Source organism: Bacillus sp. FSL W8-0183, from assembly GCF_038006825.1.
Lineage (GTDB): Bacteria > Bacillota > Bacilli > Bacillales > Bacillaceae > Bacillus > Bacillus altitudinis.
The window spans coordinates 1,192,518-1,205,229 of record NZ_JBBOVY010000001.1; the positions used below are offsets into that span (position 1 = coordinate 1,192,518).

A 12,712-nucleotide genomic window follows, 5' to 3' on the forward strand; every position below is an offset into this window, starting at 1 on the left:
GTCCTTTTTATGTGGAAGTAAACCGGTACTCCGTCCATACCCTTGAACGCCACCGCCTATACATGAAGATACCTCTTACCCATTCATCCACGATAAAAGAAATCCAAACCCCGATAAGGCCCATCTCAAGTTGAATGCCTAATAAATAAGCGATCGGAAGGCCGATGCCCCACATTGAAATCATCGCCATATAGACTGGAAACTTCGCGTCACCAGCTGCCCGCAAGGAGTTGATGATGACCATATTAAAAGAACGTCCAGGCTCTAAAATAATTGTCAATATGAGGAGGAGACTCGCTATTTGAATGATCTCACTGTTGCTAGTGAAAAAAGTAAGTAAATGCGTCGATGATAAAGATAAAGCAGTAGAAGAAAGAAGTGAGATGGCAATGGCCCAGTATAAGCTTTTCATGCATCTTCGATAGGCCGCATCAAATTCTTTCGCCCCGATCAGGCGCCCGATTAAGATTTGTGTTCCTTGGCTAATGGCGGCACCAAATAACATAATGAACATCATCAAATTCTGGGTATAGACTTTTGCTGCCAGTGCTTGCGTGCCCATAAATGTGATAAACAGCGTAATAATCATTTGAGAACCATTATAAGAAAGTTGTTCTCCAGCAGAAGGAATGCCGATTTTTAGCAGTTTTTTTAAATGCGTTCGCTGGATGTAAAACATTCGTTTGAATGAAAACCGCAATCCAATGCGGTGTCGAACAATGAGTATCATGGCTGTAAGACCGATCAACCGTGCAAATGATGTGGAAAGAGCAACACCCATGACACCTAATACAGGGAAGCCAAATGGTCCAAAGATGACCAAATAATTACCAGCAACATTTAACAAGTTCATACCGATGGTGACATACATCGTATCTCTCGTGAATCCATAGCTTTTTAAAATAGCACTATAGGTCATAATGAGCGCCTGAATAAAAGAAAGCAGGCCGACAATCTGTAAAAAGACGGTTGCATCTGGCATGAGCTCGCTTGATAATCCCATCATATGCAGGATGGGCACAGCTAACACAAACATAAGAAGACTGATCACAAAGCTAATGAGGAAGTTGGTGCCTAGTGATACATAGGCAACTTGGGTCGCTTCCTGCTTGCGGCTCGCTCCTAAAAGCTGCGCAATGACAATCGTCGTCCCAGTCGTAATGAAGCTGAACATCACAATCAATAGATTTAATAGCTGATTGCTTACCCCTACTGCGGCAACACTATTGTCAGAATACTGGCTGAGCATCAGTGTATCTGCGCTCCCCATCAGCATATATAAAGAGATTTCGATAAAAATAGGCCAAGTTAATGCAAATAATGAAGGGTGGGATTTTTCACTTTTGGCTTGAACCTTTTGTATTGTCAGTGCTTGTGGTTTCATCACATCGCCTTCTTTCGTATAAATCCGATTTATAGTGTACCTTGCATCGACTATAATAAGAAGAGATGAAACCGAAACTTATTGGAGAAATCCGACTTCATAAGGGGATGAATATGGGTCCGTTTATTACATTTACTGTACCGCCATTTCCAGTCTATATTGCTTCAGGCAAAGGTGTATTCCATCGAGGAGAACGACATATCTCCAGAATTTTCACCGTATTTGATCTTCTTTATGTCACGAAAGGTGAACTGTGGATCACAGAAGACGAGGTGCCTCATCACGTAAAAGAGGGAGAATATATCATCTTATCACCGGGACTTGCCCATGGTGGACATCTGCCATGCAAAGAAGAAACACTTTATGAGTGGCTGCATTTTTCAATTGATTCATTTGAGTTTACAGATCGGCCGAGAGAACACTGGTTTGACATGAAGCAAAATCAAGCCACTTTTGAAAAAGCAGCAAGCTATGAATTTCGTCTGCCCCGAAAAGGAAAAGTGAAAGGGGAAAGCGTGCTACAGAAGCATCTTTCAGCGATGCGCGCTTTAAATGATGATGCGTCTGAACTTCAGCTCAAAAAGCAGCTTCAATTTGAGGAAATGCTCATTCATTTACAAAAAGAAGCATTTCATATTCCAAGTGCAAAGGAGACTGTCGCTTCAGAAGTGGTTCACTATCTTGAACGTCATTTTACGCAAAAATTACAGATGGAGAAGCTGGCAGAGATTCTTCATTATCATCCTGATTACATGACAAGGTGCATGCAGACCGTGTACGGACTGACGCCGAGCCAGTACATCAATCGACTCAAAATTGAAAAAGCCAAAAGCCTGCTTGCTTCAACGAATGAAAAAATAGCTCTCATTGCAGAACATGTAGGCATTGATGACCCTACTTATTTTTCAAAGCTGTTTCGGCAAAATGAAGGCATGACGCCTATCGAGTATCGTCATCTTGCTAAAAGAACGACAAAGTAAAGGAACGTGAACAGATGAAAGGAAAAAAAGAAGAGATTGTGAGCATACGTCCATTAGACGAAACCGATTTAGAAGTGGTATGGCATTTAAGGTTTAAAGCGCCAGACCAGGCTTATCGAAAGTGGAATGCACCATATTTTATTGAACATGACATATCGCTCGCTGCATTTAAAAAACGCTATTTACAGGATGATTCTGTCCTGCCAAAACTATTTGGCATTGATGTCGGAGGTGAATTAAAGGGTACAGTTTCTTATTATTGGGAGAATGAACGCACACGTTGGCTGGAGTGTGGGATTCTTATTTATGACTCACGTTTTTGGAATGGGGGCTTTGGAACAAAGGCATTGCGTCTATGGATCGATGAACTTTTTTCACACATTGATATCCCACGCATCGGTCTGACTACCTGGTCTGGAAATGAACGCATGATGCGTTGCGCAGAGAAATGCGGGTTTATCCTTGAGGGAAGACTGCGTAAGGTTCGTTACTATCAAGGGGAGTATTATGATTCGATGCGGTATGGGATGCTGAGAGAAGAATGGCAAAGCCTTCCGAATCATTCATTTGAATAGTTGTTTTTAAGATTAGGAAAAAAGTATAGTAAGATTAAATAAATTGAAAAAGAAGGGTGGCGGATGAATGTGAAATGGATTACAGGTTGGTTTGTATCCATATTAGTCGCAATCTACCTATTCGTTGATGCACCAAAACACGGGAAAAATAAATGGTTATGGGCCATCTTAGGTCTTTTACTCGGGCTCTTCACACTTGGAATATATCTCATTCAAACAGGACGAAAAGGATTGGGCTGGACAGTACTGATTGTGTCCATTTTCATCTATGCGATTGCCATCCTCGTCTTTGTCTTGTACTTTCTCATGCTGGTCTTCGGGTACTCCAACGCAAATTAGAGAGTACGGCTGTGGTGATTTGTTTCACTTCAAGTTGCTACCGATTGATGGTTTGATTGCGCCAAAGCATCATAGGATAAATGGTGATGGGCTCGGGCAGGATGATCCTCATGTTTATCCATCTTATTTTATCTCATGTGGCTCACTGCTTTGGTCAAGTAAGTCCTTCATAAAGAAGGGCTTTTTTCTTTTATTTTTTGAGCAGGGACACCTGCAATGACAATCCGCTCTTCATGAAAGGAGCGATTCACTACTGCATTTGCTCCGATGGAAATATGATTCGCAATATAAATATTTCCAAACAGTTTAGCGCCAGGGCCGATCCATACATGATCTCCAATGACGGGCACATCTTTTTCATGATGGTTTTGACCGATATTTACGCCTTGATGAATATCACAAAACGCGCCGATTTTGGCATGCTTGTTCACAATCAACAGCCCAGTATGGTTGATTCTGAGCCCAGGTCCAAATACACCAATTGGGATATCAAAGCCAAGCTGCATGCCTTTCTTTTTATGTAAGTAACGATAAAACCATTTGCGTAACGTAGCACCGCTATTCGTATAGTACTCATATTTTCGTAAATATCTTTGATATTTCCAAATATCATCCCCAAGCCACTTTGGTCTTTTTCGATTGATGGCAAGTGCTTTCTGATCTTGTGCCAAGTAGTGGTGAAGGTCATGCTTCGTTAAAATCATCAGATCTCCCTCGATTCCCTTTCGTTTCAGAGAAATTATACCATCATAACCATTTATATCAAGATAAAATAACATTCATTTTTTGTTTTACTACATTCATTTCATTCGGCCGTCCCGTATCAAACAAGGGAGCTACAACGCATAGAGCAAAAGAACCAGGAGAATTGATTTGTAATTTTTTTCAACATTTTTCATGCTCAAACGTTACATCGCCTTATGGCTGTAGATGTTTGTAAAAAATACACGAAATTACTCGTTAAAAAGAGAATATAGCATTCATATGCTTTTAGAATCATCTTTTTGAATACAATTGACTTTCGTATCTTACATCCTCTAGGCTAGTAAATGAAAATGATAATCTTTATCAATTGGAGGAGTGTTTTATTATGTCCATCAAAACCGTTTCTAAAAATCAGCAATTTTTAGAGCAACAAAGTCAAAGAGAATCTAATGCAAGGTCTTACCCGAGACGGTTCCCATTAGCCATGCAAAAAGCCGAAGGTATGATCGTGACAGATGCAGATGGTAGAGAATTTTATGACTGCCTAGCAGGTGCAGGAACACTTGCCCTTGGTCACAATCACCCGGTTGTTATAGATGCTATTGAACGTATGCTTCATGAAAAAAGACCGTTGCATACGCTGGACATCACTTCAGAGATTAAAGAAGAATTTGTGAATGAGATTTTTTCTCACTTGCCAGAAGAGTTTGCAAAAAGAGCAAAAATTCAATTTTGTGGACCAACTGGTGGTGATGCTATAGAAGCAGCAATTAAATTAGTCAAGACAGCGACGGGAAATCGTTCCATTCTATCATTCCACGGAGCATATCATGGTGCTACACATGGCACGATGTCATTAAGCGGCAACTTATCGCCAAAAGAAAAAGTACAAGGATTAATGCCAGATGTTCACTTCCTGCCTTATCCATATGAATACCGCTGCCCATTTGGAATTGGCGGTAAAGACTCACATCGCATTTCAAGCTCTTATATTGAGCGTGTATTAAATGACCCTGAGAGTGGAATTCTCCCGCCAGCAGGCATGATCTTTGAAGCGGTGCAAGGGGAGGGCGGCTCCATCCCGGCATCAATTGAATGGATACAAGAAATGAGACGAATCACAAAAGAAAAAGGAATTCCACTTATTATTGATGAGGTTCAATCAGGCATAGGCCGAACTGGTAAGATGTTTGCCTTTGAACATGCTGGTATTGTGCCAGATGTCATTGTGTTATCAAAAGCAATTGGGGGAAGCCTTCCGCTATCCGTTGTGATTTATGACAAAGACTTAGATCAATGGAATCCAGGTGCACACATTGGCACGTTCAGAGGAAATCAAATGGCGATGGCAGCTGGAACTGCTACGCTTAAATATATAAAAGAAACCAATCTGCTTGATCATGTAGAAGCGCTTGGTCAGCGTATGCAGGCCAATCTAAAAGACATTCAAAAACAAGTGCCCGCTCTCGGTGATGTACGAGGAAGAGGATTAATGATTGGTGTTGAAGTTGTGAATCCAGATGAGAAACAGGATGTGGACGGCAGTTATCCAGCAAATCCAGAGCTAGCCAGTCTCATTCAAAAGAATTGTTTTGATAAAGGCTTAATTGTGGAGACAGGAGGCCGTTTTGGAAGTGTGATTCGATTCTTACCACCTTTGATCATGACAGAAGAACAGCTTGAAAAAGTCATCACGATTTTTAAAGAGGCAGTTTACGATGCAGTCAACTAAACCATCTGTCGATTCATTATTTATTCAACAAAGCCAGCTTGGGAGGGAGTCCTTCCAAGCGGCTCTCTACACATCCATCGACAGCTTACTGGCAGAGTGGCAAACAAGCAGAGGACCGTATAGCGGAATATTGCCTGGGAAATTAGCGGCTCATGTCGAATCGTTATTCCAGATTCAACCGGCTGGTGAATCCATTGAGTCTGTTTTTCAAGATATAAAAAATCACCTTTTACCGCATTTAGTTGATGTGTCACATCCTAAATGCCTGGCACATTTGCATTGCCCACCTCTTATTCCTGCTCTGGCAGCAGAGGTGATCGTAAGTTCCTTTAACCAATCAATGGATTCCTTTGATCAAAGCGGCATTGCATCTTTGGTTGAGGAGGAAATCCTCAAGTGGTTATGTGAAAAATTTTCTTATGGAGAACGAGCAGATGGGACCTTTACGAGCGGTGGAACCCAATCTAACTACATGGGACTGCTTTTAGCAAGAGATGCATTTTGTGAAAACACTTGGCAATGGAATGTACAGCAGAAAGGGTTGCCGAGCGAGGCAAACCGTATGCGGATTCTTTGCTCCAAGAATGCCCACTTCACTGTGAAAAAATCAGCATATCAGCTAGGTTTAGGTGAACAGGCTGTTGTGTTAGTTGAGACGGACGAACATCACCGAATGGACCTGCATGATTTGCAGAAGAAGCTTATGGAGCTTAAAGAGCAGGATTTGCTTCCATTTGCAGTCGTGGCGACTTGCGGGACAACTGATTTTGGCAGTATTGATCCTGTACGTGACATATATGACATGGTGAAGCCTTTCGGTTTGTGGATTCATGCAGATGCTGCCTATGGAGGAGCGCTTGTATTAAGCAAAGCCTTCCAAGGAAAATTAGATGGCATCGAGCTGGCTGATTCGATCACGATTGACTTTCATAAGCAATTTTATCAGCCGATCTCCTGCGGGGCATTTTTACTAAAGGATAAAAGACATTTTGGTTTGATTGATTACCACGCAGATTATCTCAATCCAAAGGAAGATGAACTGGAAGGCATTCTGCATCTCGTGAATAAATCTGTTCAGACGACGCGCCGGTTTGATGCGCTAAAACTCCTTCTCTCTCTGCGTATGATTGGAGAAGAAGGATTTGCAAGTATCATTGACCATACCATCCATTTTGCGAAAGATGTGGCTACGTTGATTGAGAAAAATGAGCATCTTGAGGTGATCAATCCTGATCCAGAAATCAATGCAGTCGTGTTTCGTTTTATAGATGATCATCAAGCAGAGGACATCAATAAAATCATTCATCGCACACTTTTCCAAACTGGAACGGCTGTCGTAGCAAAAACAGTAGCCGATGGTCAAACTTGCTTAAAATTCACTTTGTTAAATCCGAGAACGACTATTACACATATTGAGGAAATCCTTTCTGACATTGTTGATATCGGGATCGCTCATATTCAATCCGGGAGGGTACTACGTTGAGTCAATATAAACAAATGGCTGAAAATGCAACTATGCAAAGCTTTTTAAACTGTTTTTTACGTGAAACAGGAATTGATCGATCTGCAAAGAAAGAGACAAAAGCAGACGGCTCACTTGTATTTGTAGCAGCATTAGCAAAACAAGATCTTGAGCTTGTCATTCCGATTCGATATTTTTCGCCTGTAGGCCGCCATCTCTTTGATTTTCCCGTTCGCTTTCGCCCGCAAGGCAGTGAGCAACAGGGAACGATCATCGATTACACCACACTTGTTGCTTTATGTTCAAAGGAACTTCTCATTGAATATGGCCGCACAGATGCAGAGGATGAGTTCATGCTTCGCATCATTTTAAGCTGCCGGAATATTGAACGATTCATCAGAGAGAGAGAAAGTGATCGAGCGGCTCTTTCTTCAGCTGATTTTGAATATATTGAAGCGGAGCAGTCACTTCTTCTTGGGCATTTAACGCATCCTACACCAAAAAGCAGACAAGGAATGACAGAAGAGGAGGAAGCTATTTATTCTCCTGAGCTTAAAGGCTCTTTCCAGCTTCATTACTTTAAAGCACATCCGTCAATTGTGCTTCAGGATTCTTCTCTTTCACAATCTGCGGCAAGTCTCATGTTTGAGGAGATCATGCGCCAGATGCCAGAAGAAAAAGAGAGACTGACGACGTTAACAGAAGGCGGTGAATATGTCCTGATTCCGATTCATCCGCTACAAGTCCAAGTGGTCATGGAGAAAGCGTTCGTCAAGCGTTATATAGAGGACGGGATGCTGACGTATTTAGGGCCGCTAGGATCTGAATACACAGCGACATCTTCCTTTAGAACGGTCTATCAAAAAGACTCTGCGTACATGCTTAAATTCTCTGTCCCTGTAAAGATCACAAACTCTTTACGCGTTAACAAACAAAAGGAACTTGATCGTGGAGTTGAGATGTCTCGTATCTTAAAAACAGAATTAGGCGTTTCTTTATATGACAAATTCTCTGGATTCCGTGTGATTGAAGATCCTGCGTATCTATCTATTCAAGGGGATGAGGCGGAATCTGGCTTTGAAGTCGTCATTCGTCAAAATCCATTTTTGCATCATGAAAAAGGGGCAAGCTTAATTGCAGGGCTATGTCAGGATCATGCATATGGAGAAAAATCACGCCTTTCAGGCATTATCCATGAATTAGCAGATGCTGAAGGCAGATCAACAGAAGATGTCAGCCGTGATTGGTTCACACAATATTTATCGATTGCGTTAGAGCCGATGCTTTGGCTGTTTGAAACGTATGGACTTGCTCTTGAAGCCCATCAGCAAAATGCTGTCGTACAGCTAAAGAATGGATATCCGCACACATTCTATTATCGTGACAACCAAGGCTACTATTATAGCGAATCGAAAAAGGATCAGCTTGCGAAGCTTGTTCAAAACTTAAGCGTCAGAAGTGAAACCATTTGTGCAGACGATGTAGCGGTTGAGAGACTGCGTTACTATTTCTTCTTTAATCATTTGTTTGGTCTTGTGAATGGTTTTGGTACAGAGGGGCTTGCAAAAGAAGAAGATTTATTAGCCCTGATTAGAGACACACTGCTTGCGCATGAAGAGACATATGGTGCATCTGAGCTGACGAACAGTCTTCTTCGGTCACAGGAGCTGCCTTCAAAAGCGAACTTACTCACGCGGTTTGAAGATATGGATGAGCTGACGGGTTCTTTAGAAACTCAATCCAGGTACACGTCTGTATTGAATCCGCTCTTTTTACATAAGGAGGCGCTGATTGGATGAGGCATCGAATTGGGTTCATTCGCGCTGAATATGAACGGGACGTCCAGCTTGTCCACAAGTGGATGCAAGAAGAGTATGTCCACCCATTTTGGCATTTGAATATTCCATTTCCTGCTTTTGAAAAGCACTTTTATCAGGCCATTCATGATCCGCATCAAACCCTTTATTTAGGAACCATTGATGGCACGCCGATGAGCTATTTTGAAGCATACAATGTGAAAGGGGATATCATTGAATCGTACTATGAGCCTTCTCCGCATGATCAAGGCATTCACCTGTTAATTGGAGAGCCAGATTATGTAGGGAAAGGATTTGCGGCTCCGATGCTTCAAGCCATGACAGCATTTCAGTTTGAGCAGAACAAACGAACAGAAAAAATCGTGGCTGAGCCAGATATTCGGAACGAAAAAATGATTCATGTCTTTGAAAAGTGTGGATTCGAACGTGTGAAACCAGTCACTTTACCAGATAAAACAGGTCTTTTGATGTTTTGTCATCGAGATCGATTTGAAAGGAAGTATAACCATGACGCGGTTCAACAAGCAAAATAATGTAGTGGATGTCATTGGGATTGGCATTGGACCATTTAACCTAGGGCTTGCTGCATTATCTGAAGAAGTAGACGAAATTGACGCTTTGTTTTTTGAAAGAAGTGAAGCGTTCCACTGGCATCCAGGTATGCTCATTGAAGGGACAACACTTCAAGTCCCCTTTTTAGCGGATCTTGTCAGTATGGCGGATGTGAAAAGCAAATATAGCTTTCTCAACTATTTGCAGGAACAAAATCGTTTGTATTCATTTTACTTTCTAGAAGACTTCCATATCCCGCGTAAGGAATATAGCCATTATTGCCGCTGGGTCGCGGATCAATTAGATTCTTGCCGATTTGGCATGAATGTCGAATCTGTCTCCATCGTTGAAAAAGGTGGAGAAAAACGATATGAAGTGCATGTCCGTCATGTGAAAGATCAAACGGTAGAGGTGTTTGAAAGTAAGCATCTTGTTTTAGGTATCGGTACACAGCCTGCGGTACCAGTATCTCTTCAGCCAGCTTTAGGGGATCGGGTGTTTCATTCTGCTGATTACTTGAAACGAAAGAAAGAAGGCTGTTTTAAAGGAAAATCCGTGACGGTCATCGGTTCTGGTCAAAGTGCAGCAGAAGTATTCTATGACATTTTATCAGACGATGAGGCGAAGGATATTCATTGGTTTACACGCTCTAAAGGGTTTTTCCCAATGGAATATTCAAATTTGGGTCTTGAGTATTTCTCTCCAGACTATATTGATTTCTTTTATGAGCTTCCGCAGCCTAAAAAAGATGCGCTATTAAAGCAGCAAGATTTGCTGTATAAAGGCATCAGTTCAGCGATGATCCGAGATATTTATCACTTGCTTTATGAACGTTCTGCTTGCGGAGAGCAGCTGAACACCGTGCTGCAAGCGATGACGGAAGTCAATTTGATTGAGGAAACGAGGGACGGCTTATCGCTTTCATGCAATCAATGGGTCAAAGAGGACTCCTTTACGCATGAGACAGACATTGTCGTCTTGGCAACGGGCTATCAATCTGTATTACCACCATTTATTGATCCGATTTCCCATCATATTCAGTGGGATCATCAAGGACGCTTCCAGGTTGAACGTGAATATCGATTGAAAACAAACACATTAGGTGAGAATGATATTTTTGTACAAAATGCAGAGCTTCATACACATGGAGTAGGCGCACCAGATTTAGGGCTAGGGGCGTACCGAAACAGTGTCATTATCAATGAACTGGCTCGACGACCTGTGTATCCACTTTATCAAAAGCATGTTTTCCAGACATTCGGTACACATAAACACGCAAATACATTTGAAGAAATCAAAGGGTAAGGAGGATGAACCGATGAGTGTACAAGATGAATTGAAAAAAGCGGTCAATCCTGCTGCTTGGAAAAAAGCAAACCAGCGAATGGTGGCAAAAATGCTGTCCGAATATATGTATGAGGATATGCTTCATCCCGTTCAGCTAAATCATCAGGATGGCATCGCCCAATATGAATTAATCATTCACGATCAGAAGAAATATCGTTATCTCGCAAAACCTCGTTTGTTTGATAGTTTTGATACGATTGCTGAATCGATCGAGTGCTGTCAAGACGGAACATGGACAAAGGATGTTAGTGCCATTGTGTTTTTACTAGACATTCAGCCAATCATCCCAATGTCTTCTGAAACAACTGGTCATCTGATCAAAGAGCTTCACCATACCTTGTTAGCGGATGTTCATTTGCTGTCGAAAAAAGCACTTCGTGCAGATGAGCTAACAGATACAGATTATGCATGGATTGAGGGCGAGATGACTGGTCATCCGTGGATCGTCTATAACAAAGGGCGTATTGGATTCAGCTACGATGATTACTTAGCCTATGCACCTGAAAGGCAGGAATGTGTGCAGCTGTCTTGGATTGCTGTTCACCGAGAACTTGCGACTTTCCATGCGGTCGATCATGAGAACTATGAGCACATCATTGCCAAAGAATTAGACGAAGTCACGATTCGTCAATTCCAACGTGTGTTAAAGGATGAAGGGCTGAATGCGGCTGATTATTATATGATGCCTGTTCATAAATGGCAGTGGACGCATATGATCATCCAGCATTTCCCTGAAGATTTAGCCATGCGCCGTATTGTGTATTTAGGAGAAGGGCTGGATCAATATATTCCACAGCAATCGATCAGAACCTTTACAAACATCTCAAATAAAGGCAAGCATCATATTAAACTGCCAATGAGTATTTTAAATACGCTAGTGTACCGGGGGCTCCCATCAGAACGGACGGTGATTGCTCCTCGTATTACAGCACATATTAAAGGAATCGCCGATCAAGACGCCTTTTTATCCGATGTATGCCGCGTGATTTTACCAGGTGAGAATGCGAGTATCAATGTTGATCATCCTTATTACAGCAAGCTACCTGGTGCGCCATATCAATACCTTGAAATGCTTGGGGTCATTTTTAGAGAAAGCATTTATACATATTTAGATGAAGGGGAGAGCCCTGTTACGTTGGCGGCACTGACGTATGAAGATCATGAAGGCGAGCCTTATCTGAAGCAGCTCATTGAAAAATCGGGTCTGTCAGCAAAAGAATGGATGGCGTCATTCTTCCACGTTGTCATGCCACCGCTTCTGCACTTTATGTATCAATATGGCACGGTGTTTTCACCGCACGGACAAAATACAATTCTTGTATTAAAAGATCACAAGCCGCATCGTTTGGCGATCAAAGATTTTGTTGATGATGTGAACATTAGTGATCAACCGCTACCTGAATTGGCTTCATTAGAAGAAGATCTAAAGGAAGTGCTGCGTAGTGAGCCGCCTGAGGGTCTTGTACAATTTATTTTTACAGGCCTGTTTATTTGCAATCTTCGTTACGTGTCAAACGTGTTAGACAATCACAATCTGTTAGATGAAACGACGCTTTGGCGCTTGCTTGCAGAAGAAATTCAGCAGTATCAAAAGCAATTTCCACAGCTAAAAGATCGTTTTGCTTTATTTGATCTATTCCAGCCACAGCTGACAAAGCTTTGCTTAAACCGTAATCGCATGATTGATTATGGCTATGGAGATGGAGATGACCGGCCGCATGCATCAGAGCATGGTAAGGTCACAAATGCACTCGCTCAAGTTCTCTCATCCGTAGGCGAAAAATAAAAAAGAAAAGCTGTAGACAACATCTGTCTACAG

At 41.9% G+C, this 12,712-nt stretch carries 11 protein-coding genes; 9 read left to right on the plus strand and 2 right to left on the minus strand.

The window, feature by feature from the left end; genetic code table 11:
• Positions 1 to 7: 7 nt before the first annotated feature.
• A complete protein-coding gene (locus tag NSQ64_RS06215) occupies positions 8 to 1,384 on the minus strand; it encodes an MATE family efflux transporter (protein ID WP_019743129.1) in 1,377 nt (458 codons plus the stop codon).
• Positions 1,385 to 1,497: 113 nt separating this feature from the next.
• On the opposite strand from NSQ64_RS06215, the gene NSQ64_RS06220 reads away from it, so the two are divergent.
• From NSQ64_RS06220 to NSQ64_RS06230, 3 genes are all read left to right on the plus strand, one after another.
• Entirely contained in the window at positions 1,498 to 2,364 is an 867-nt protein-coding gene (locus NSQ64_RS06220; RefSeq protein WP_045034702.1) for a helix-turn-helix domain-containing protein, read from the plus strand.
• A gap of 14 nt (positions 2,365 to 2,378) precedes the next feature.
• Positions 2,379 to 2,939 (plus strand): GNAT family N-acetyltransferase, encoded by a 561-nt coding sequence (locus NSQ64_RS06225; RefSeq protein WP_341015602.1) that lies wholly within the window; start codon positions 2,379 to 2,381, stop codon positions 2,937 to 2,939.
• Between the two features lie 63 nt (positions 2,940 to 3,002).
• A complete protein-coding gene (locus tag NSQ64_RS06230; RefSeq protein WP_035392471.1) occupies positions 3,003 to 3,278 on the plus strand; it encodes a hypothetical protein in 276 nt (91 codons plus the stop codon).
• 167 nt (positions 3,279 to 3,445) lie between these two features.
• On the opposite strand, the gene NSQ64_RS06235 is transcribed toward NSQ64_RS06230, so the two are convergent.
• Positions 3,446 to 3,982 (minus strand): serine O-acetyltransferase, encoded by a 537-nt coding sequence (locus NSQ64_RS06235; protein ID WP_017360201.1) that lies wholly within the window; start codon positions 3,980 to 3,982, stop codon positions 3,446 to 3,448.
• 386 nt (positions 3,983 to 4,368) lie between these two features.
• Here NSQ64_RS06235 and NSQ64_RS06240 point away from each other — a divergent pair, with 386 nt between their 5' ends.
• Genes NSQ64_RS06240 through NSQ64_RS06265 form a run of 6 tightly spaced genes read left to right on the plus strand, consistent with a single transcriptional unit; the run spans position 4,369 to position 12,679 of the window.
• Complete coding sequence (locus NSQ64_RS06240) at positions 4,369 to 5,715, plus strand: aspartate aminotransferase family protein (RefSeq protein WP_017360200.1); 1,347 nt, start codon at positions 4,369 to 4,371, stop codon at positions 5,713 to 5,715.
• Positions 5,702 to 7,198, plus strand: a complete 1,497-nt coding sequence (locus NSQ64_RS06245) for a pyridoxal phosphate-dependent decarboxylase family protein (protein WP_341015607.1) — start codon at positions 5,702 to 5,704, stop codon at positions 7,196 to 7,198. Before NSQ64_RS06240 ends, NSQ64_RS06245 begins: the two co-directional genes overlap by 14 nt.
• On the plus strand, positions 7,195 to 8,976 hold the full coding sequence (locus NSQ64_RS06250; protein WP_268374004.1) for an IucA/IucC family protein: 1,782 nt from the start codon (positions 7,195 to 7,197) through the stop codon (positions 8,974 to 8,976). Before NSQ64_RS06245 ends, NSQ64_RS06250 begins: the two co-directional genes overlap by 4 nt.
• Positions 8,973 to 9,527 carry a GNAT family N-acetyltransferase gene (locus NSQ64_RS06255; protein ID WP_163116400.1) on the plus strand — a complete coding sequence of 185 codons (555 nt, stop codon included), beginning with the start codon at positions 8,973 to 8,975 and terminating at the stop codon, positions 9,525 to 9,527. Before NSQ64_RS06250 ends, NSQ64_RS06255 begins: the two co-directional genes overlap by 4 nt.
• The gene (locus tag NSQ64_RS06260) at positions 9,502 to 10,851 is read left to right on the plus strand and encodes a lysine N(6)-hydroxylase/L-ornithine N(5)-oxygenase family protein (protein WP_341015613.1); all 1,350 of its coding nucleotides are present in this window, start codon (positions 9,502 to 9,504) and stop codon (positions 10,849 to 10,851) included. Before NSQ64_RS06255 ends, NSQ64_RS06260 begins: the two co-directional genes overlap by 26 nt.
• Before the next feature lie 13 nt (positions 10,852 to 10,864).
• Positions 10,865 to 12,679 (plus strand): IucA/IucC family protein, encoded by a 1,815-nt coding sequence (locus NSQ64_RS06265; protein ID WP_024720040.1) that lies wholly within the window; start codon positions 10,865 to 10,867, stop codon positions 12,677 to 12,679.
• Positions 12,680 to 12,712: the final 33 nt, after the last annotated feature.

Coding starts and splice junctions, on each gene's coding strand:
- NSQ64_RS06215 (WP_019743129.1), bottom strand. CDS start 1,384: ATGAAACCACAAGCACTGACAATACAAAAGGTTCAAGCCAAAAGTGAA.
- NSQ64_RS06220 (WP_045034702.1), top strand. CDS start 1,498: ATGGGTCCGTTTATTACATTTACTGTACCGCCATTTCCAGTCTATATT.
- NSQ64_RS06225 (WP_341015602.1), top strand. CDS start 2,379: ATGAAAGGAAAAAAAGAAGAGATTGTGAGCATACGTCCATTAGACGAA.
- NSQ64_RS06230 (WP_035392471.1), top strand. CDS start 3,003: ATGAATGTGAAATGGATTACAGGTTGGTTTGTATCCATATTAGTCGCA.
- NSQ64_RS06235 (WP_017360201.1), bottom strand. CDS start 3,982: ATGATTTTAACGAAGCATGACCTTCACCACTACTTGGCACAAGATCAG.
- NSQ64_RS06240 (WP_017360200.1), top strand. CDS start 4,369: ATGTCCATCAAAACCGTTTCTAAAAATCAGCAATTTTTAGAGCAACAA.
- NSQ64_RS06245 (WP_341015607.1), top strand. CDS start 5,702: ATGCAGTCAACTAAACCATCTGTCGATTCATTATTTATTCAACAAAGC.
- NSQ64_RS06255 (WP_163116400.1), top strand. CDS start 8,973: ATGAGGCATCGAATTGGGTTCATTCGCGCTGAATATGAACGGGACGTC.
- NSQ64_RS06260 (WP_341015613.1), top strand. CDS start 9,502: ATGACGCGGTTCAACAAGCAAAATAATGTAGTGGATGTCATTGGGATT.
- NSQ64_RS06265 (WP_024720040.1), top strand. CDS start 10,865: ATGAGTGTACAAGATGAATTGAAAAAAGCGGTCAATCCTGCTGCTTGG.